Source organism: Staphylococcus simulans (assembly GCF_002994445.1).
Lineage (GTDB): Bacteria > Bacillota > Bacilli > Staphylococcales > Staphylococcaceae > Staphylococcus > Staphylococcus simulans_B.
Genome location: NZ_MRZJ01000001.1, coordinates 373318 through 392541, shown reverse-complemented (window position 1 = coordinate 392541; position 19224 = coordinate 373318). Strand labels below are relative to the sequence as shown.

Genomic DNA, 19224 nt, shown 5'->3' with positions numbered 1-19224 from the left:
CGAAGTAAATTGAATTGATTTTGTATGTATATAGGAAAAAGGTCTCGAACAAAAATTCGAGACCTTTTTTAGCTTGCTTATTCTTTTTCGTAAACAATCGGTGATTGTTTTTTGAATCCTAAACTGATTAGATAGCCGATAATGACTGAAACAATCGCGATTGGGAACCATTCTAAGCTATTTTTAGCTAATGGTAAATTTGACCATGCATCAAATGCAATCCATTTTTTAGCTACTGCAACACTGATTAATGATGTAATCGTAATTACTGTGATTGTAAATTGTTGTACGATTGGTTTCATTGGAACGAATCGTGCCATTAAAATTAATAATACAGTTGTGATACCGATTGGATATAAAATCATTAGTACTGGGATTGAAAGTTGGATAACTTGGTTAAGACCTAAATTAGCAAGTACTAAACTGATTAATGTAAAACCAATTACATATGCTTTGTATGAAATTTTAGGAATAATACTATTGAAGTATTGGCTTACTGCTACTACAAGTCCGCAAGCAGTTGTTAAACATGCAAGTGCAACGATAATACCTAATAAATATTTACCGAACTCTCCATAACCAGTACCAGCAATTGTTGTTAATAAATAAGTACCGATGTTTTGGTTATGATCTGCTAAATCTTTAAGTTTCTCTGGTGAAACGACCATATGGTTTCCGATATAACCTAAAGAGATATAGATGAACATTAAACCAGCAGCCGCAATTACCCCTGCCATTGCTGTTTGTTTGAAAATAGTGTTGGCATGTGTGATACCTGTAGCTTTTACTGCATTAACAACAATCATTGAGAATGCAATTGCCGCAATGGCATCCATTGTAAGATAACCTTGGGTAAACCCTTGTGAGAAACCTGATAATGTTGATGTATATGCTTCTGTACCATTACTTGACGGGTTGCCGCCGAAGTCCATAAATCCTTTAATAATCATAGCTACAATTGTAATTAATAATGCAGGTGTTAATAATGAACCGATTCGATCCACCATTTTACCTGGTGTTAAACAAAGGTACAATACTACCGCAAAATAAATTACTGAGAAAATAAATAATGCAATAGGACTGTTTGTATTGATAATCGGTGTAACTGTCATCTCAAATGAAGTAGATGCAGTACGCGGAATCGCAAATAACGGTCCGATCGTTAAGTAAATAGCAACTAAGAATACCACTGAGAAAACTGGTGATATTTTGTTGAATGCGCCGATGTAACCTTGTTTATCCAAAGCGCCTACAACTACCCCTAATAACGGTAACCCGATTCCCGTTAAGACAAATGCCAGAATAGCCGGCCAGAAATAGTGCCCGCTATCTAAACCTAAATTTGGTGGGAAGATGAGGTTTCCTGCGCCAAAGAAGATGGCAAACAAAGTAAACCCGATAATCCATGTGTTTTTATTCATATTGATGTGCTCCTTCTATTACAATAAATCTTAAACATTGCTTTATTTTAGCATAACGTAAAAGGAAATGCTATATAAACTTTCAGAAAATTTAAAAAGTATCGCGCAAATGATGTCATTTTTTCGAAAAATATGTCGTATTACTTAATTGTAATACAATAAAACGCATACAATTAACAATTGAAAATACCATTGCTAGTTGTACGCGTATATTTTTTAAACAGATTTCAATAATAGTTTCTTGAGCAGCGGTGAAAGTTGGCTTGGCAAGTTTTCAACACCTTCTACAAATAATGCAAATTGTCCATAGATATTATGAATCGTACGTTCAATGTCTTCGGTAATTTCTTCTTGGCTTAAAAAGACATTGAAAACTTCAATACCGTATTTTCTTGCTTCCTCTACTGCTTCATACGTATCAATGATACCATCTTGGTCATAGTTATAAGCAGAAGGTTCGCCATCAGAAAATATAATTAAGAAACGCTGATGATGCGATCTGCTCAATAAGCGTTCGCTTGCAAGCCGAATTGCTACGCCATCCCTATTATCATCTTGCGGTGTTAATTCCATGATTCTAGGGCTGTCTTTCGAACCGGTAGAATAATTATAATCGATAATTTCGTCGATGATATTAGGTTGTGTTTTATCATCAGCTTCAAATGCATCTTCATTAAATGCTAAAACTTCATGTTTCACATTCAGCGATTTTAATGTTTCGTGGAAAAGTACGACACCTTTAATCGTTTCATCCATTTTATCAATCATGCTTGCCGAAGCATCTACTAACAATGTAAATGTCGCATCGAACGAACGGCTTAAATCTTGTTTTTTATAGAACATTTTATATTGGTCATCAATAAACCAATTAATCAAGTCACGCTGTAGACGTCCTTTAGTGAGATTATGGCGTTCATCGATTTGTTCGCGATCGATAGTTTTTTGAATGATTTGTGTTAAATCTTTAATTTCGTATTGTACTTCCTGATGTACTGAATGATAGTTCGCTCTATCTTCATCTGTAATTTCCGGTGTATGCCACTGTACTTCTACATTTTCATTGATACCTTTCAAAGCAAATGGTTGTGCTGCAGCACCGGTTTGTCCGCCCTCTTCGTTATCAATCGTATCATTAGAACCTTTGCCTTTTTTCGTCATCATATCTGTCATATCATCTGATGCATCGCCTTCTCGTGCAGTATCATTATCACTGACAGCTTCACTGTTTTCGCCTTCATGCAATTCCATTTCTAAATAGGCGCCGCCTTCTGATTTTGAATCTTGTGCTTTCGTTTCAGCTTCTGCAGTTTCGATGTCATCCTCTTCATCACTGTTATCTTTACCATCTACATTTGCCGCATCTACACGTTTTAAATCTTCGAATGTTTGTTCTTGCAGTGCTTTATAGACATTACGCGGTATATAGTAATATTCATTGAGCATGTCTTCTTCTAGAAGATCATCAAGCTGATACATAATTCTTTCAGCTAAAAATTTATTATCTTCAGTAGTATAGTTCATAAAGAAGTTCGGCAGATACATATACATACTTTGAATGATAGGGTCTAAATCTGGGCGGATACTTGGAACTTCATAAAAGTTTTCTGTCAGAAGCGATTGTTCTAAATATAAGAAAATCAAATCGGTATATGTTGTTTTAGTGCGATATACATTGATTTGCGATTCTGTATAGTTTAATCTGATACGTTTACGCATTTCAATCGCGCTTTTCATACTAGGACGGATATTTGTAATCGCATTGAGTACACGCATATCTTCTAATAATTTGAATACTTGTCTGAAGAAACTTGGGTGTTTGAATTCATTGTTATCTAGTACTTCATTCACAATAAATTGATCCATTAAACGATAACCATATGTCGCAAACAAGACATCTGTTTTTAAACCAGTGATTTCAATTTGGCTTGGACGATGTGTCCAAAAGACACTGGCAATCAGTTCATTTTCAATCGGATCGTAATAAGGGAATTTCTGAATTTTGACATGCGTCTGGTTGTTTTTAAGAAGAAGACGTGCCAAGTCTTGCAGCATCATCACTTTTTTAGCATCTAAAATTTCATCATTAAATTTGATAAAACGATTGCTCATATTTATCCCTCACTAAAAGTTCAATTCTATTGCATTGATAATTGCTTGCTGTTCGCGTTCGTCTTCTAATTTATCAATGATTGCACGTTGGATAGCACGTTCGATCGGCATGACTGTTGCCAAATCGCTCATGTCGATTAATGCACGGATACTTGCTGCTTCTTCAGAGATTTGACCTTGTTTTGTCATTGTGCGCAAGTCTTCATTGAAAGCTGCAATTTTAGAAATTAATGCGTCATCATCTAAACGGCTTTGTTCTTTAATGACTGTTTTTAATGTTTCACCGTCGATGTAGTCGACTTGAATGACTACGAAGCGGTTTTTCAATGCTTCGTTCATCGGTAATGTACCAACATATCCTTCATTAATAGCCGCGATGACATTAAAGCCTGGTTTTGCTTTGATGACTTCGCCGGTAAAAGGATTTGTTAAGCTGCGGCGGTAATCGAGTACTCCGTTTAAAATCGGCAATGTTTCAGGTTTCGCCATATTGATTTCATCAATATATAAGATATGGCCTTCTTTCATTGCTTTGATAACAGGGCCATCAATAAAGACGATTTCTTGTGTGCCGTCTTCGCTTGTTTGAATTGTTTTGAAACCAAGCAAACTCTCAGCATCTAAATCAACTGAACAATTGACTTGATACATTGGAATATTGATTTCTTCACTCAATGATTCAGCAAGTTTTGTTTTACCTGAACCTGTAGGTCCTTTTAATAATATATTTTTATTTAAACGCATCATGGCATATGCATCGCCAAATACTGTTTTATCAGCGTTAATATACTGATGTTGTTCCATTAAAATTCTCCTTTGCATAAACATCAAAAAATAGACCGGGGCATCATCAATGCCCAAGTCTGCTAATGTCTATTAAATTAAATGTCTTTCTATACTTCTTTAAAGTAATCTTTGTAGTAGCCGCCTACTTTACCTGAATTATCAATGATTTGATAATATTCTTCAGTTTCATTAACAACGTCATATTGTTTGCCTACTGTAAGCATATCAGATACTGTGAATTTTTTCGCATCAGTATGCAATACCTCTACTTTTTTAATTGGTTCTTTTTCTTTCCATTCTTCATGTAACATAAATTTCAATCCTTTCTATATGTCCTATGCTTTTTCTAAAGTCAAGATGAATGATAGACCGCTGTTTTCAGTAATTCGCACAGACTCAGAATCTTTTTGTTCTAATGTTTGATATGGAATACCGATAATTTCCAGCTGCTGTACAGCATTGCGGTAAGCTTGTTTCGAATCTGTACTGAATTCGATTTGTTCGACAGAACCGTATTCCGCCATATCAATCGGCTCGCCAGCTTGGAAAATATGTAATTCTCCGCCTAAACCGCCTTCACCGATTCGAAAGACTTGTACTTTAAAGTCAGCATCTGTTGTTGGTGTATATTCAGCAAAATGATCTAGACCGAATACTTTTGATAATATCGATGCAGTCAATAAAACTTCATTGACTTGTACGATGACTGGTCCTAACCCTTGAATTTGATGCAAAGGATTAACAGTACTATCATCTGTAGGCATACCTAATGGTACCCCGCTGTTGCGTTCATTCGAATAAATATCAAAAAACTGACCGTTACCGTCTTTGAACTCGAAATGCTTATGATCATTCATTTCTATAACTTCGCCGAATTGAATTTCATTTTGACTTAAAATAGACTGATATTCTTCTAAACCTAAATCAGTCGGTGTTCTCAAACCGATACTTAATACATGGTTGGCATCAGTAGTATAATTTGGTACTTCAATAAAGTGTACTCTCGTACCTGGACTTAAATCTGCATCGCCGAAACGCACCGCATTTTTTGAACCTTGTCTTTCGTAATTAAGTCCTAAAATATTATGAAATAAATGAATTGTCTGTTCTAGATTTTGAGTACCTACTGTAACACTTCGCAATCCTGCCATTTTACCCACACCTTCTTTTCAGATTTCTCATTCATTATAACTTAAATGGAACGATTTTTGTATGATGAAGTACCTATTGAATAACTTCCTTCAAATTAAGGTATAGTAATAGTATAAACGATTAGAAATTGCATTTTTAATCTGGAAAGATGGAATCAAAGGAGATGATTTAAAATGCTTAATTTCTGGATACTTTTTGCGCTCACAGTATTAATTGCTGCTTATTCAGGCATTAACTACTTTACAGGCACGTTTAAAGAAAATGCGAAGCTTAAAAAGCAGCACTTCGGATTGATATGTATCGTGTTTGTAGTCCTAGCAATTATTGAACTTATCGTAATGAATATGATTTAAATGCGTATAAAGCAAGCATCGGCACCTTTATGGTTTTGCTGATGCTTGCTATTTTGTTATAAATCAATAGATTATTTATTTTGGAACAGGTCTGTAGAACTCTTTGAGTGCGATTTAGTGTTATATATGTAAAAAAATACAACGACGTCAAACGCCGTTGTATTAAGGTATATAGTGTGTTTTAAACTGTCAATTATGATTCTAAAAGTAAGTCTTCTGGGCTTTCAATAAGCTCTTTGATTGTTTTTAAGAATCCAACTGCTTCTTTACCATCAATGATTCTGTGGTCATAGCTTAATGCAATGTACATCATTGGACGGTTTTCGATTGTATCTTTATCGATTGCGATTGGACGAGTGATAATTGAGTGCATTCCTAAGATTGCAGCTTGGCTTCCGTTAATGATTGGAGTAGACATCATTGAACCGAAGATACCGCCGTTAGTGATTGTGAATGAACCGTTCATTAAGTCGCCAAGTGATAATTTGTTATCACGTGCTTTCACTGCTAAGTCAGCGATTGAGCTTTCGATTTCCGCAAAGTTTTTCTTATCGCAGTCACGAACGAATGGTACGATTAAACCGTTATCTGTAGATACCGCAATACCGATATCATAGAATTGTTTAGTAATCATATCTTGACCATCGATTTCAGCGTTAACTGCTGGATATTTTTTCAATGCTGCTACAGCTGCTTTTGTGAAGAATGACATGAAGCCTAATTTAGTACCGTCATGGTCTTTAATGAATTGTTCTTTTTTACGTTTACGCAAGTTCATTACGTTTGTCATGTCTACTTCGTTGAATGTTGTAAGCATTGCTGTGTTATTAGATACTTCTAATAATTTTTTCGCAGCAGTTTGCTTACGGCGTGACATTTTTTCACGAATCACTGGTTTTGAAGGTGTGCTGTTTTGTTGTTTAGCAGGTGCTTCAGATTTTGTTTCAGATTTTTGGCTTGATTGACCGCCTTGTTGTTTGCGATCTACATCGTCTTTACGTACAACGTCATTGCCTTTAGAAGCAACTTCAGCTAAGTCGATACCTTTTTCACGTGCATATTTGCGCGCTGATGGTGTTGCGTTGACACGTTGGTCGCTTGAGCTGCTGTCTTTGTCAGATGAAGCATCAGATTTTGCTGGTGCTTCTTTTTCTTCAGACTTGCTTTCTGATTTCTCTTCAGATTTAGGTGCTTCTTGTTTGTCGTCAGATGAACTTGATGATGGACTTCCGCTGCCTTCCCCTACAGTTGCGATTGCTTGTCCTACTTCAACAGTGTCGCCAGGTTCAGCTAAATGTTCTTGTAGAACACCTGCTTCTTCTGATACAACTTCAACGTTGACTTTATCTGTTTCTAATTCAACAACAGCTTCACCTTTATCTACTGAATCACCAGGATTTTTCAACCATTCAGCTATTGTACCTTCCGTAATAGATTCTGCTAACTCTGGAACTACGATCTCAGACATACTATTTTCCCCCTAATTTTTGTTAAGACTCTCTTCGATAATAGATTTTTGTACAAGTTTATGATTTTCTCCGTCACCTTCAGCTGGCGCAGAACGTTTGATTCGGCCGCTGTATTGCAATTCGTATTTATCGCTTGCTAAATCGCTTAAGTAAGGATATACGAATGACCAAGCACCTTGGTTTTGCGGTTCTTCTTGAACCCATGCAATTGTTTCTAGGTTTGTTAATTGATCGATGATTGCTTGTACTTCTTCAACAGGGAAAGGATATAATCTTTCAACTGCGATAAGAAGGATTGAATCATCAGGTTCTTTTTGCAAACGCTCTTTCAAATCAATAAACATTTTACCTGAAGCTAAAATTACTTTTTTAACTTTGTCTGCTTCATATTCTTCTGGCAAGATAGGTTCGAAATGACCATCTGTAAACTTATCGATTGTATCAGAAACTGTTTTGTTTCTTAATAAGCTTTTCGGTGACATTACTACTAACGGACGCATAGCGTCAGTGTCCAGACTTGCGGCTTGTGCACGAAGCAAGTGGAAGTAGTTGCTTGAGCTTGATAAGTTTACTACTGTCGCATTGTTTTCAGCAGATAGCTGCAAGAAGCGCTCTAATCTTGCTGAAGAGTGTTCTGGTCCTTGACCTTCATAAGAGTGCGGCAAGAACAATGTTAAACCAGAACGCTCACCCCATTTTGCGTTACTGCTGAATAAGAAGTTATCGAAAATCATTTGGGCCATATTTGCGAAGTCGCCGTATTGGGCCTCCCAAATATTCATAGTACCCTTGTTTTCAACATTATAACCGTATTCAAAGCCGACTACTGCTGCTTCAGATAGTGGTGAGTTATGCACATCGAAAGATGCTCTTTGATTAGGAACATGTTGTAATGGAATATATTCATCGCCATTATCAGGATTATGCAATACAGCATGTCTGTGACTGAATGTACCGCGTTCGCTATCTTGACCTGTTAAGCGGATTGGTGTGCCGTCTTGCATGATTGTCGCAAATGCAAGTTGTTCTGCTTGTGCCCAGTCAACTAAACCATCCTCTTTTTCAAATGGTTCTCTGCGTTTCTCTAAAACTTTGTTAAGTTTTTTCAAGACTTCAAAACCAGTTGGATAGCTTAACAATGCATCGTTAATTGATTTTAATTCATCAACATCAAATTCACGATCATCTGGTTGTAATGGTAACTCTAAACTATCAGGTTTAGACATGTCTTTTGTAGTTGTTTTATCATTTTTATCGATTTTATCATGTGCTGCACGTAATTCTTTTTGTACATCATCTAAGACAGCGTTCATTTCATCTTTAGAAATGACACCTTCATCAACAAGCTGTTCACCGTAAATATGATCAACAGTCGGATGCTTGCGGATATTATGATATGGCATCGGGTTAGTGATAGATGGTTCATCCATTTCGTTATGACCGTAACGACGATAGCCGACTAAATCGATAACAACATCTTTATGGAATTCTTTTCTGAAGTCCATAGCAATATCGATTGCTTCGATAGTTGCTTCTACATTATCAGCATTGACGTGCATAATCGGCACATCGTACCCTTTTGCGACATCTGTAGAATAAGTTGTAGAACTGCCGTCTGTCGGTTCAGTAGTGAAACCGATACGGTTGTTTGTGATTAAGTGCAATGAACCGCCAGTTGAGTAACCATCAAGGTTGCCAAGGTTCATTGTTTCAAAGTTAATACCTTGTCCAGGGTAAGCTGCGTCACCATGGATTAAAATAGGCATTGATTTTTTGAAATCCGTTTGTACTTTTCCGCCTTGATGACGGTCATCTTGTACAGAACGTGTTTTACCTAAGACAACAGGTGAAACAATTTCTAAGTGACTCGGGTTGTTCGCAAGTGAAATGCGTTGTTTTGTACCGTAAGAGTCAGTTGTTTTTGTTCCGCCTAAGTGATATTTCACATCACTTGTCCATGCTGAACCAGATGTTAATTCTAAGCTTCCATCTTCTGGCAAGAATTTCATCGGATCTGTATGCATGAATTCAGAAATCATCATTTCATACGGTTTTTCAAGCACATGCGTCAACACGTTTAAACGTCCGCGGTGTGCCATACCAATTTGAATATTTTGAATTTCTTCTTTAGCTGCACGTTTCAATGTTTGCTGCAACATAGGAACAAGTGTATCGACACCTTCAATAGAAAATCGCTTTGCCCCTACAAAGTTTTTATGAAGATATTTCTCGAATCCTTCTACGTGTGCTAAAGTTTTAAACAGTTCAAGTTTTTGGCTTTTATTAATATTTGCTTTATATGGCGTTTCAATACGTCGTTTGAGCCAAGCGCGCTCAGTATTGTTGTTGATGTGTGTGTATTCAAATGCAATTGGTCCTTTGTAACGTTTCTCCATGCGCTTAATAGCTTCGTACGCATTGTCATAAATATCAGAAAAATGGTCTGATACGATGCCTGGAGAAATGTTTTCTAAATCTTCTTTTGTCAAGTTGAAATCCTCAATCGTAAGCCTAGGAACGTGTTTGCGTTCTGGACGATTGACGGGATAAATATCAGCCTGCAGATGTCCGTATTGTCTGATGTTGTCAATTAAACGCATAACCTGTTTAATTGTCATATCATCTGAACTTGATGAAGGTGCTGCAGCCACCTCTCTGTTGTCATTATTAATTGTGCTGAATAGAACTTGTAAATCTTCAGAGACAGAAGTTGGATCTTGTAGATATTGATCATATAAATCTATGATTACCCCTAAATTAGCTCCGAAATTTACAGGTGCTTCACTAACCTGTGTATATTTCGTCATATTACTCCCTCCACAATATATTGAAACGCTTACAAATAAATAATATCATTAAATGTTCACAAATTAAAGGGAGAAAGCCGAATTGATAACATGAAAAAGAGCCGATATGACGGCTCTTTGTACACATATATAACCATAAATAGAAGATGGAACAAATAAAGTAGAATTCCTTTTTAAATGTAATTATACGTTGAAAGTGATTCTGAACGTTGTATAAGCATCTACTTCACTCTCAACTTGAATCGTTCCGCCGTATAAATTAACTATATTTCGTGCAATAGAAAGACCTAATCCATTGCCGCCGCGTTGGCGTGATCGTGATTTGTCTACTCTATAAAATCTGTCGAAAATGTAATCTAAGTCCTGTTTTGGAATACCAGAACCATGGTCTGTAATTTCAATCGTTGCTTGTCTGTTTTTCAATTCAGTACAAATGTTAATCGATTTTTCACGCGTATCATATTTAATCGCGTTATCTAAGAAAATTAACAGCACTTGTTCCAGTTGGTAACGATTCATTTCTAATACAATCGGTTTGCTGGAAGGTTTGAAAGTAAAGTTATATTCAGGGTGCAGATGTCTAAGTGATTTTAATCTCGAAGTAATTTCATCATTAACATCGACCGGTTCAACATCTAAAGCATCTTTATACGTTGATTCTTTTGTTAAAAGTAATAATTCCTCTACTAATTTGGTTATACGATTCATTTCTTCGATTGTAATGTTTAATGATTCCTCTAAAACGGCCGGGTCCTTTTTCCCCCACCGCTTGATAAGGTTAAGGTGACCTTGAATGATTTGAAGTGGTGTTCTCAATTCATGAGAAGCATCTTCTACGAATTGACGTTGTTGATCGAACAGCTCTTCGATTTGAATCATCATATCATTGAAGGTATCAATTAAATCTGTAGTTTCATCGTATTCTGTCGGCAATTCCAATTTCTCTTGGAAACCATCTCGACGTATTTTTCTCATTTTATTAGCCATTATCGTGATAGGCTTTGCGATTTGGGCTGAGAAAATGTAACTGATGGTTGCGGTAATGATTATTGCGATAATACCGAATAAAACAGAAAGTATAATCAACGAATGCATGACACTGTTATAACTTGATAATGAATGAATAATTATTGAGTAACCCTGAAACTTTTCAGTGTCTATTGGATGTGAAACTACTAAGAAATCATCATTTTTGATGCGTTTAACATAAACGCTGTGATAGCTGGAAGGTTCCACTGATTTTGTGTCATTGATATACTCGCTCATTGTCGAAGTTTCGGCTAATACATCTTTATTATTATCATAAAGAATGACTTTTTGGAAGTTGCCTAATGATGCATTCAAATCTAAAGGTTTAATGTCATCCAGCGATTTGGTTGCTAATAAAGCCGCAATATTATCTGCACTTTTTTCAGCATCATTAATTTCGCTGTCTCTTAATGTAATACTTAGAAAATAAATGATAACTAAGCTGAAGATGAAGACTATTAAGAATGTAATACTTGTAGTGACCAGCATCCATTGTGTTTTTAATTTCCGCTGCTTCATTGTCTGATCACATATCCTACACCGCGAACGGTTTCAATTACCTTTTCTTTACCGAAAGGTTTTAATTTATTTCTTAAATAGCGGATATAGACATCAACAACATTTGTTTCCACTTCACTATCATAACCCCAGACATGATCAAGTATTTGTTCGCGCTGCATCACATGGTTCAAATTCTCAGACAACAGCTGCAGCAAATCATACTCAGTTTTTGTTAACTCCAGTTCTTGACCATCAATAGTGACACGAAAAGCTTCTTTGTTGATTTCAATTCCTTTAATTGTAATGATATCTTTTTCAGGTTGACGTCTGAGTGTTGCACGAATACGTGCTAATAATTCTTCTATATCAAATGGCTTAACAATATAATCATCAGCACCGTAATCTAAGCCGGCAACCTTATCATATGTATCGCCTTTAGCAGTAATGATAATAATAGGTGTAGATTTGACGGCTCTTATTCTTTTGCAGATTTCTAATCCATCCATATGCGGCAGCATCAAATCCAGCAAATACAGATCATAATCTTTATTCAAAGCGGTTTCTAATCCAGAAGCTCCATCATTTTCAATATCCACTTCATAATTCTCATGTACTAATTCTAATTCAATAAAACGAGCTAAATTCTGCTCATCTTCTACGATTAATATTTTTGTCATAGTTAGCACCTCAGTTTTGATTTTATCACATACAGACAGAGAAAGAACTGTTTAAAGATACAATTCATCAAAACAGATTTTGTGACAATTTTGTGCGTTCTTGAAATAGATTGAAAAAACCTGCATTTTCTAATTGACAACCATTCTCACTCATGTATAATAGTAATTGAAAATGATTATCAATACCAAATGAGACATCCCCCCACACATTTCGTTCTTATTGTATTGGTCATTTTCGTATTATCCCCTTTTATATATGCCCGTAAATACTACGTTATCAGATACGATAGCGTGACATACTTACCGATTCTGCAAGAGATGCAGAATCGGTTATTTTTTATCTCTTTTTTATTTATCACTGCCAAAAAAAGAGACCAGGCTGCCCTGATCTCATCTTTATTAATATTAAACTGATTTGAATTTGCCTTTGAAAAATAATGAGACACCTAAAATGCAAATCACACCTGCTGTGACACCTGCAATGACATCAGTTGGATAATGTACACCTAAATAAATTCTAGACATACAAATCATCGCAATCATGAAAATGCAGAAGGATGTCATGACAATGCGCGGTTTGCCATCAAGATAATGACTTGATAATGCAATCAAGCTGCCGAAGAATGAAGTTGATCCCATTGCATGGCCGCTTGGAAAACTGTATCCGCCGATTTCCACTAGACGTAATTTAGTTGGACGTTCTCTATCAAATGTGTTTTTCATAATCGGATTAGAGATACTTGATACAGCCATGACGATAGCGAAGAATAATGCTTCGATCTGCATTTTGCGCAGCAGCAAAATTGCTACGACACATAATGAAAGGCAAATCATCGACCATACTTCGCCAATCCACGTTGCACCCATGAATATACTTGTTGTGATTACGCTATGTGATGCATAGATAAAGTCATAAACTTCTGTATCAATCCAATTACCGATTCTATTTTGATGAAAAGCAGCAATCACGCTGAATATCAATGTAAATACTAGAATCAGTGAAATTCTCTTTGCTCGGCTCAAATCAGCTTTCCCTCGTTTCCTTTTGGTTTGTATCTTTAAGAATCTTATCTAATAAATCCTCTTTAGTAAATAATTGGTGGTAGTTAGACATTTGTTTTTCAATGTCTGAACGGTTGGATTCGATTTCATGCAAGGCATCCATAAATTTTTGTTGTGTTGCCTCATCTTCAGGTAATGTCTGTGCATAACCTTTTTCTTGGAAGTATTTAGCGTTATCAATCTGATCGCCGCGAGATTGGTCTAAGCCTAATGGAATCAGCAACATTGGGATATTCAATGTTAAAAATTCATAAATGGCATTTGCACCTGCACGACTGACAACAATATCTGTTATCGCAAGCAAATCAGTTAATTCGCTTGTAACGAATTCAAATTGACGGTAGCCTTCTTTATCGATTGTTGAATCTAATAACCCTTTACCAGTTAAATGAATGATTTGATATTCTTTCAATAATTCATCTAAGTTGCGTCGGATTAAATCATTAATCGTTTTACTTCCTAAACTGCCGCCCATTACCAAGAGTACTTTTTTACCATTATTAAATCCTGTAAGTTGGTAACCTTGTTCTTTATTACCCGATTTTAAGTCATCTCTAACAGTTGCGCCTACAAAATCTGCTTTGGATTTCGGAAGATATTTCAGTGTATCTTCGAATGTAGTATAGATTCTATCCGCAAATTTCAGAGAAATTTTATTCGCTAAACCAGGTGTAATATCTGATTCATGAATAATGACAGGGATATTTAAAGAACGTGCCGCTAATACTACAGGCACAGATACGAAACCGCCTTTAGAAAAGAGTAAATCCGGTTTTTCTTTTTTCAACACTTTACGTGCATCAAGTATGCCTTTAAGGACTTTGAACACGTCTTTCAAGTTTTCAAAAGAAAGATATCTGCGCAGTTTACCGCTTGAGATTGGAAAATAGGATGTGTGCGGTAATTGCGATGCAATCATATCTTTTTCAATTCCGTTTTTAGAGCCGACATAAAAAGTTTGGTAGCCTCTATCATCAGCGATAGGAATCAAACTTAAATTAACTGAAACATGTCCTACTGTTCCGCCGCCGGTAAATGCAATTTTCGTCATGGTTAATACCTCTCTATTCTTCTTCTAAAATTCTGTAATAAGCATAGAATGCATCCTCTTTATCATAAGGATGATAATCTAAAGTAGCTTCTCCTACTTTGTGGAATCCGAATTTTTTAAATAAGTTTTGAGCACGATGATTGATAGCGTAAGTGTCAGTTAATAATACGTGAACATCATGATCGAGTGCTCGTTCAACAGCAAAGTTGAACAATGCTGTTGCGGCACCTTTATAGTCTTTGGAACCAGCGAGTCTGTGAATGACATAACCGCCGGTTCTATCAATCGGCCATTCTAGTTCATCATACCATTTTGACTGGTTTTGGTCGATAACAATATAACCATAAATTTTGTCGTTTTCTTCAAGAACAAACAAAGAATTGTTTTGGATATCTTCTTCAAAATGTTCAATGAGCGGGTAGTGTTCATCCCATTGCGGGTTGTTGTCTTTCTTCATAATTTCTTTTGCATCTTCTGTTAAAGCAGAAATCGCATTTAAATCATTATGTGTTGCAGTTCTAATCATAATTTGAACCCCTTTATTTAAGTTTTTTGAGTAACGTATCTAACATTTCATCTTCTTTGTTTGATTTATCCACTAGTTTTTCAGTGAATTTTTGGTTAGTTGCTTTATCAAACGTACCGTTGACTGATAAATCATTTTCTTTTTGGAATTCCTCTACAGCTGTTTTCAACTGAGCATCAAAGTCTTTGTTTTCATCTCCGGCTTTATAGCCTAAAGCATTCAAGCCGATTTTGATAGATTTAACATTTTTATCATTGTCGCCTTCTTTAAAGACTTTATCATCTGGAATGACACTCAGTGATTGATACTTAGGAGATGCAATTTTAACATCAGGGTGGATACCTTTTCCATGAATATATGTGCCATGCGGCGTTAACCATTTCATTTCAGTGTATTTCAATAAAGAACCATCTGAGTATTCTTTGGTCGTTTGTACAATACCTTTACCAAATGTTTTCTCTCCGTAAACTTTTGCTTTGTTGTAATCTTTCATTGCGCCTGTAAAGACTTCTGATGCACTTGCAGAACCTTCATTTACTAAAATTGAGACTTCCATGTCTTTGGCTTCTTTTAAAGCATCTGTCGGTGTATCTACAGACTCGATTGTTTTACCTTTTTGAAGTTTTACGACAGGTTTGTTTTTATCGATAAAGATATTTGCCATCTTCACAGCTTCATTTAATAAACCGCCAGGGTTGTTACGTAAATCAATTACAATCTTTTTGACACCTTGTTTATGTGCTTTCATAATATTTGTTTTTAATTCTGCAGCGGTATTTTCTTGGAATTTATTGATAGTGAATACGCCAACATCGCCTTCTTTTTTATACTCGACACTTTTAACATGAATTTTTTCGCGTTTGATGGTAATATCGCGTTCTTGATGTGCACGTTCAACGGTCAATGTTACTTTTGTACCTTCTTTACCTCTGACCATTTTCACAACTTCAGTTAAAGATTTGCCTTTAATCGATTTGCCGTCGACTTTAGTGACCACGTCTTTTGGTTGAAGGCCAGCACGTTCAGCCGGCGAACCTTTCATCGGGCTGGTTACGCTGATTTCTTTGTTGCGCTGCTGCATTTCTGCGCCGATACCGACAAAGTCGCCTGAAACATCTTCGTTAAAAGATTTTGTTTCTTCTGTCGTCATATATTGCGAATAAGGGTCTTTAAGCTCTTTCACCATTCCGTTGATTGCGGCTTCAGAAAGTTTCTCAGGATCTTGTTTTTTATAATAGTCATTCGCTAAAGTTTGGTATGTACTTTCGACCTTGTTGAATGATTTTCTTTGTTCTTTGTCTAAACCTGAAAATTTATGGGAGATTGCAATGGTCGCAAACACTGTCAATAGAATTGTCAAAATAAACGCTAAGATACTGAATGTAATCAGTTTCCATCTCTTAATTGTAAAGAACTTGGGTGTTTTCTTGGTTTGATGCTCATCCGAAGATTGAGGTGTTTCATCATTATGGTCTGTCATGCTGATACGCTCCTTCCTTACTATACATAGCTGTATAGAATGTATCATTCTGCTGATTTGAAGAATGAAACGATAATTTATTTTATCAAATTCAGGCGTTTCATCAACTAATATAGGTTTATAATCGCAAAAAAGGTTGGTGCACTTTACACCAACCTTGAGTCAAACATTTAAAATTTTAACCATTCCTGGTATTCTTCAAATAAATCATCAAAGACATACATCGGCAAACTGATAGAAGCTTCAGTTTCAATATAGTCAGACAATGTATGAAAATCTGATTCATGTTTTGGAAAAGCTAAATCATCAAAAATCTGTTCAGCCAGCCGACCTTTATCATCTGGTCTGCCGCGCACTGTCAGTGCAAATTGATAGAATGAATAATCTTTCATTAAGCCATAGTCACATCAATTACTTTAGTTTCATTTTTAACTAATTGATCTTGTGCATGAATATCAATTTTTTCTGCTTGATCAGTATTAGTGATAATAATCGGTGAGATGACAGATTTCGCATTTTGTGAAATATAATCTAAGTCAAATTCAACTAACGGATCTCCAACACTTACAGTATCTCCGCTTTCAACTAGCACTTTGAAACCTTCACCGTTTAATTGAACTGTATCTAAACCGATATGAATTAATAATTCTAAGCCGTTATCTGCTTTTAAACCTAAAGCATGGCTTGTCGGAAAGACATTATCGACTTTACCGTTAATCGGTGATACAACAACACCTTCGCTAGGATTGATGCCAAAACCGTCACCCATCATTTTTTGTGCAAACACTGGATCTGGAATATCTTCGATATTTACATACTCGCCTGAAATCGGCGCATAAATCTCAATGTCTTTTTCTACTGAATTATCTTTACCAAAAAGTTTTTTAAACATAATTTATTTCTCTCCTTGATCCTTGAAATGTGGAATCAAATCACCATATCCAAGTTCTTCTAATTTATCATATGGAATAAATTGAACTGCTGCTGAATTAATACAGTATCTTAAACCGCCTGTTTCTTTCGGACCATCGTTAAAGACATGGCCTAAGTGGCTGTCGCTGCCTTCAGAACGCACTTCAGTTCGAACCATACCGAAAGATTTATCGACAAGTTCAATGACATCATCATCAGACAATGCTTTTGAAAAGCTTGGCCAACCGCAATCAGATTCGAATTTCTCTTCTGAAGTGAAAAGCGGTTTGCCAGACAGCTTGTCTACATATATACCCTTTTCGAAATGATTCCAATACTCGTTTTGGAAAGGAGGTTCAGTTCCGTTTTCTTGTGTAACAAGATACTCTAAATCGTTTAATTCATTTTTGCTTTTCTTTAGCAATTTAATCCCCCCAATGTCTTTCTATAAAGTCCTTGCGTCCAGAGCCTTTTTGATATTGCTCATAGTGCATTGGATTTTTCTTATAGTAATCTTGGTGATAATCTTCAGCCGGATAAAAGTTTTTATAAGGCTTAACCGGTGTAATGACGGGTTTATCAAAAATCATTTGTTCGTTCAGTTCTTGTATTTTTGATAATGCTGCTTTTTCTTGTTCTTCATCATGGTAGAAAATGACCGGTTGGTAACTTTCTCCGCGATCGAAGAATTGACCGCCATTATCCGTTGGGTCAAAAGTTTTGAAATAAACATCTAATATATTTTCAAAAGAAGTCACGTTTTCGTCATATTCGATTTGAACAGCTTCAACATGACCTGTTTGATTCGTACATACCTGTTCATAAGTTGGATTTTCTACGTGGCCGCCGCTATATCCTGACACAATATTTTTGATTCCAGGATATGAAGTGAAAGGTTTTACCATACACCAAAAACAGCCGCCAGCTAATGTTGCATATGCCAAAATATTACCTCCATTCGGCGTCTTGTCAATTTTAAAATTATCATGATTGCATAGGATTTTCTATTAATCTGCTTTGACAAAAGGATGTTTCAAGCTGTATTGCTTACGATTCTCTTAATACAACAAATCCAATGGCACCTTGTCCTGTATGTGTTGAAATCACAGGTGTTGTGATATTGATTTCAAATTCAGGATTATTTTCATCAATTGTAAACTGTTGTTTGACTTTTTCTACAAAATCTAACGCATTTGCATGAGATATGCCGATCTTTTTAATGGAGTGCTGATCGATAAATGATGCTAATTCCTTTTTAATCATTTGAATACATGATTTTTGTGTACGTGCATTATGCAGGATTTTAATACGTCCGTCGTCTAAAATACCGACAGGTTTTAAACGCATCATATTCCCAATCATACCTTTTGCTTTACCGATACGCCCGCCTTTGATTAACTGATTCAATTGTCCAATCACGACGAAGAGTTTAATGTTGCTTTGCAAGTGTTGAAGTTTATCTAATATTTCTTCTGTTGATAATCCTTCGTTATTCCATTCAACAATATGCTCAAGCTGAAAACCTAAACCAAATGAAATGGACTTAGAATCGATGACAGTTACTTTAGAATCTGTCATTTGGCTTGCTTGATAAGCAGTTTGGAATGTTCCGCTGAGGCCTGAAGTCATATGGATACTAATGATTTCAGAACCGTCTTTGCCGAGTTCATCGTACATTTCGATGAATTTGCCGATAGGAGGCTGGCTTGTTTTGATATCAGCATCTTCTTCAATCAGTTCGATGACTCTTTCAGAAGAAATGTCTTGCTGATCTACATATGAGACACCATCGATAGTCAGATTTAAAGGAATTACATGTATATCGTTTGCTTCTAAATAAGATTGGGGCAAATCTGATGTTGAGTCTGTTACAATTTTTTTACGCATGC

At 36.0% G+C, this 19224-nt stretch carries 19 protein-coding genes and 1 pseudogene; 1 reads left to right on the top strand and 19 read right to left on the bottom strand.

Going from position 1 to position 19224, the window contains the following annotated elements; all coding sequences use genetic code 11:
• Positions 1-77 precede the first annotated feature (77 nt).
• The 5 genes from brnQ3 to C7N65_RS02055 all read right to left on the bottom strand — a co-directional run bounded on the left by brnQ3 (position 78) and on the right by C7N65_RS02055 (position 5467).
• Positions 78-1421, bottom strand: a complete 1344-nt coding sequence (gene brnQ3, locus C7N65_RS02075; RefSeq protein WP_105992807.1) for a branched-chain amino acid-like transporter carrier protein BrnQ3 — start codon at positions 1419-1421, stop codon at positions 78-80.
• A gap of 216 nt (positions 1422-1637) precedes the next feature.
• Positions 1638-3530, bottom strand: coding sequence for a vWA domain-containing protein (locus tag C7N65_RS02070; protein ID WP_105992806.1), 1893 nt, complete (start codon positions 3528-3530; stop codon positions 1638-1640).
• A gap of 12 nt (positions 3531-3542) precedes the next feature.
• On the bottom strand, positions 3543-4334 hold the full coding sequence (locus tag C7N65_RS02065; protein ID WP_105992805.1) for an ATP-binding protein: 792 nt from the start codon (positions 4332-4334) through the stop codon (positions 3543-3545).
• 89 nt (positions 4335-4423) lie between these two features.
• Positions 4424-4627 (bottom strand): DUF6501 family protein, encoded by a 204-nt coding sequence (locus C7N65_RS02060; protein ID WP_105992804.1) that lies wholly within the window; start codon positions 4625-4627, stop codon positions 4424-4426.
• A gap of 24 nt (positions 4628-4651) precedes the next feature.
• The gene (locus C7N65_RS02055) at positions 4652-5467 is read right to left on the bottom strand and encodes a lactoylglutathione lyase (RefSeq protein ID WP_105992803.1); all 816 of its coding nucleotides are present in this window, start codon (positions 5465-5467) and stop codon (positions 4652-4654) included.
• A gap of 174 nt (positions 5468-5641) precedes the next feature.
• On the opposite strand from C7N65_RS02055, the gene C7N65_RS02050 reads away from it, so the two are divergent.
• Positions 5642-5821, top strand: coding sequence for a Mid2-like cell wall stress sensor domain protein (locus C7N65_RS02050; protein WP_105992802.1), 180 nt, complete (start codon positions 5642-5644; stop codon positions 5819-5821).
• A gap of 193 nt (positions 5822-6014) precedes the next feature.
• Here the strand turns inward: C7N65_RS02050 and sucB are convergent, their stop codons facing one another.
• From sucB to C7N65_RS01985, 14 genes and pseudogenes are all read right to left on the bottom strand, one after another.
• The gene (gene sucB / locus C7N65_RS02045; protein WP_105992801.1) at positions 6015-7289 is read right to left on the bottom strand and encodes a dihydrolipoyllysine-residue succinyltransferase; all 1275 of its coding nucleotides are present in this window, start codon (positions 7287-7289) and stop codon (positions 6015-6017) included.
• Positions 7290-7301: 12 nt separating this feature from the next.
• Positions 7302-10097, bottom strand: a complete 2796-nt coding sequence (locus tag C7N65_RS02040) for a 2-oxoglutarate dehydrogenase E1 component (RefSeq protein ID WP_105992800.1) — start codon at positions 10095-10097, stop codon at positions 7302-7304.
• A gap of 183 nt (positions 10098-10280) precedes the next feature.
• A complete protein-coding gene (locus tag C7N65_RS02035) occupies positions 10281-11645 on the bottom strand; it encodes an ATP-binding protein (protein ID WP_105992799.1) in 1365 nt (454 codons plus the stop codon).
• Complete coding sequence (locus tag C7N65_RS02030; protein WP_105992798.1) at positions 11642-12304, bottom strand: response regulator transcription factor; 663 nt, start codon at positions 12302-12304, stop codon at positions 11642-11644. The genes C7N65_RS02035 and C7N65_RS02030 overlap by 4 nt, the downstream gene beginning before the upstream one ends.
• Positions 12305-12407: 103 nt before the next feature.
• A pseudogene (locus tag C7N65_RS12670) lies at positions 12408-12537 on the bottom strand (hypothetical protein); the annotation flags it as partial.
• Positions 12538-12709: 172 nt separating this feature from the next.
• Positions 12710-13327: a phosphatase PAP2 family protein gene (locus C7N65_RS02025; RefSeq protein WP_105992797.1), complete on the bottom strand. Its 618-nt coding sequence runs from the start codon at positions 13325-13327 to the stop codon at positions 12710-12712.
• A gap of 1 nt (position 13328) precedes the next feature.
• Positions 13329-14417 carry an undecaprenyldiphospho-muramoylpentapeptide beta-N-acetylglucosaminyltransferase gene (locus tag C7N65_RS02020; RefSeq protein ID WP_105992796.1) on the bottom strand — a complete coding sequence of 363 codons (1089 nt, stop codon included), beginning with the start codon at positions 14415-14417 and terminating at the stop codon, positions 13329-13331.
• A gap of 13 nt (positions 14418-14430) precedes the next feature.
• Entirely contained in the window at positions 14431-14943 is a 513-nt protein-coding gene (locus C7N65_RS02015) for a GNAT family N-acetyltransferase (protein ID WP_105992795.1), read from the bottom strand.
• Between the two features lie 13 nt (positions 14944-14956).
• Positions 14957-16423 (bottom strand): S41 family peptidase, encoded by a 1467-nt coding sequence (locus tag C7N65_RS02010; protein ID WP_234019038.1) that lies wholly within the window; start codon positions 16421-16423, stop codon positions 14957-14959.
• Positions 16424-16593: 170 nt separating this feature from the next.
• The gene (locus C7N65_RS02005; RefSeq protein ID WP_105992793.1) at positions 16594-16815 is read right to left on the bottom strand and encodes a YozE family protein; all 222 of its coding nucleotides are present in this window, start codon (positions 16813-16815) and stop codon (positions 16594-16596) included.
• Entirely contained in the window at positions 16815-17315 is a 501-nt protein-coding gene (locus tag C7N65_RS02000; RefSeq protein WP_105992792.1) for a PTS glucose transporter subunit IIA, read from the bottom strand. The genes C7N65_RS02005 and C7N65_RS02000 overlap by 1 nt, the downstream gene beginning before the upstream one ends.
• A gap of 3 nt (positions 17316-17318) precedes the next feature.
• Positions 17319-17759, bottom strand: a complete 441-nt coding sequence (msrB, locus tag C7N65_RS01995; RefSeq protein WP_105992791.1) for a peptide-methionine (R)-S-oxide reductase MsrB — start codon at positions 17757-17759, stop codon at positions 17319-17321.
• 1 nt (position 17760) lies between these two features.
• The gene (msrA, locus tag C7N65_RS01990; RefSeq protein ID WP_105992790.1) at positions 17761-18279 is read right to left on the bottom strand and encodes a peptide-methionine (S)-S-oxide reductase MsrA; all 519 of its coding nucleotides are present in this window, start codon (positions 18277-18279) and stop codon (positions 17761-17763) included.
• A 103-nt stretch (positions 18280-18382) separates the two neighbouring features.
• Entirely contained in the window at positions 18383-19222 is an 840-nt protein-coding gene (locus C7N65_RS01985; protein WP_105992789.1) for a DegV family protein, read from the bottom strand.
• Positions 19223-19224: the final 2 nt, after the last annotated feature.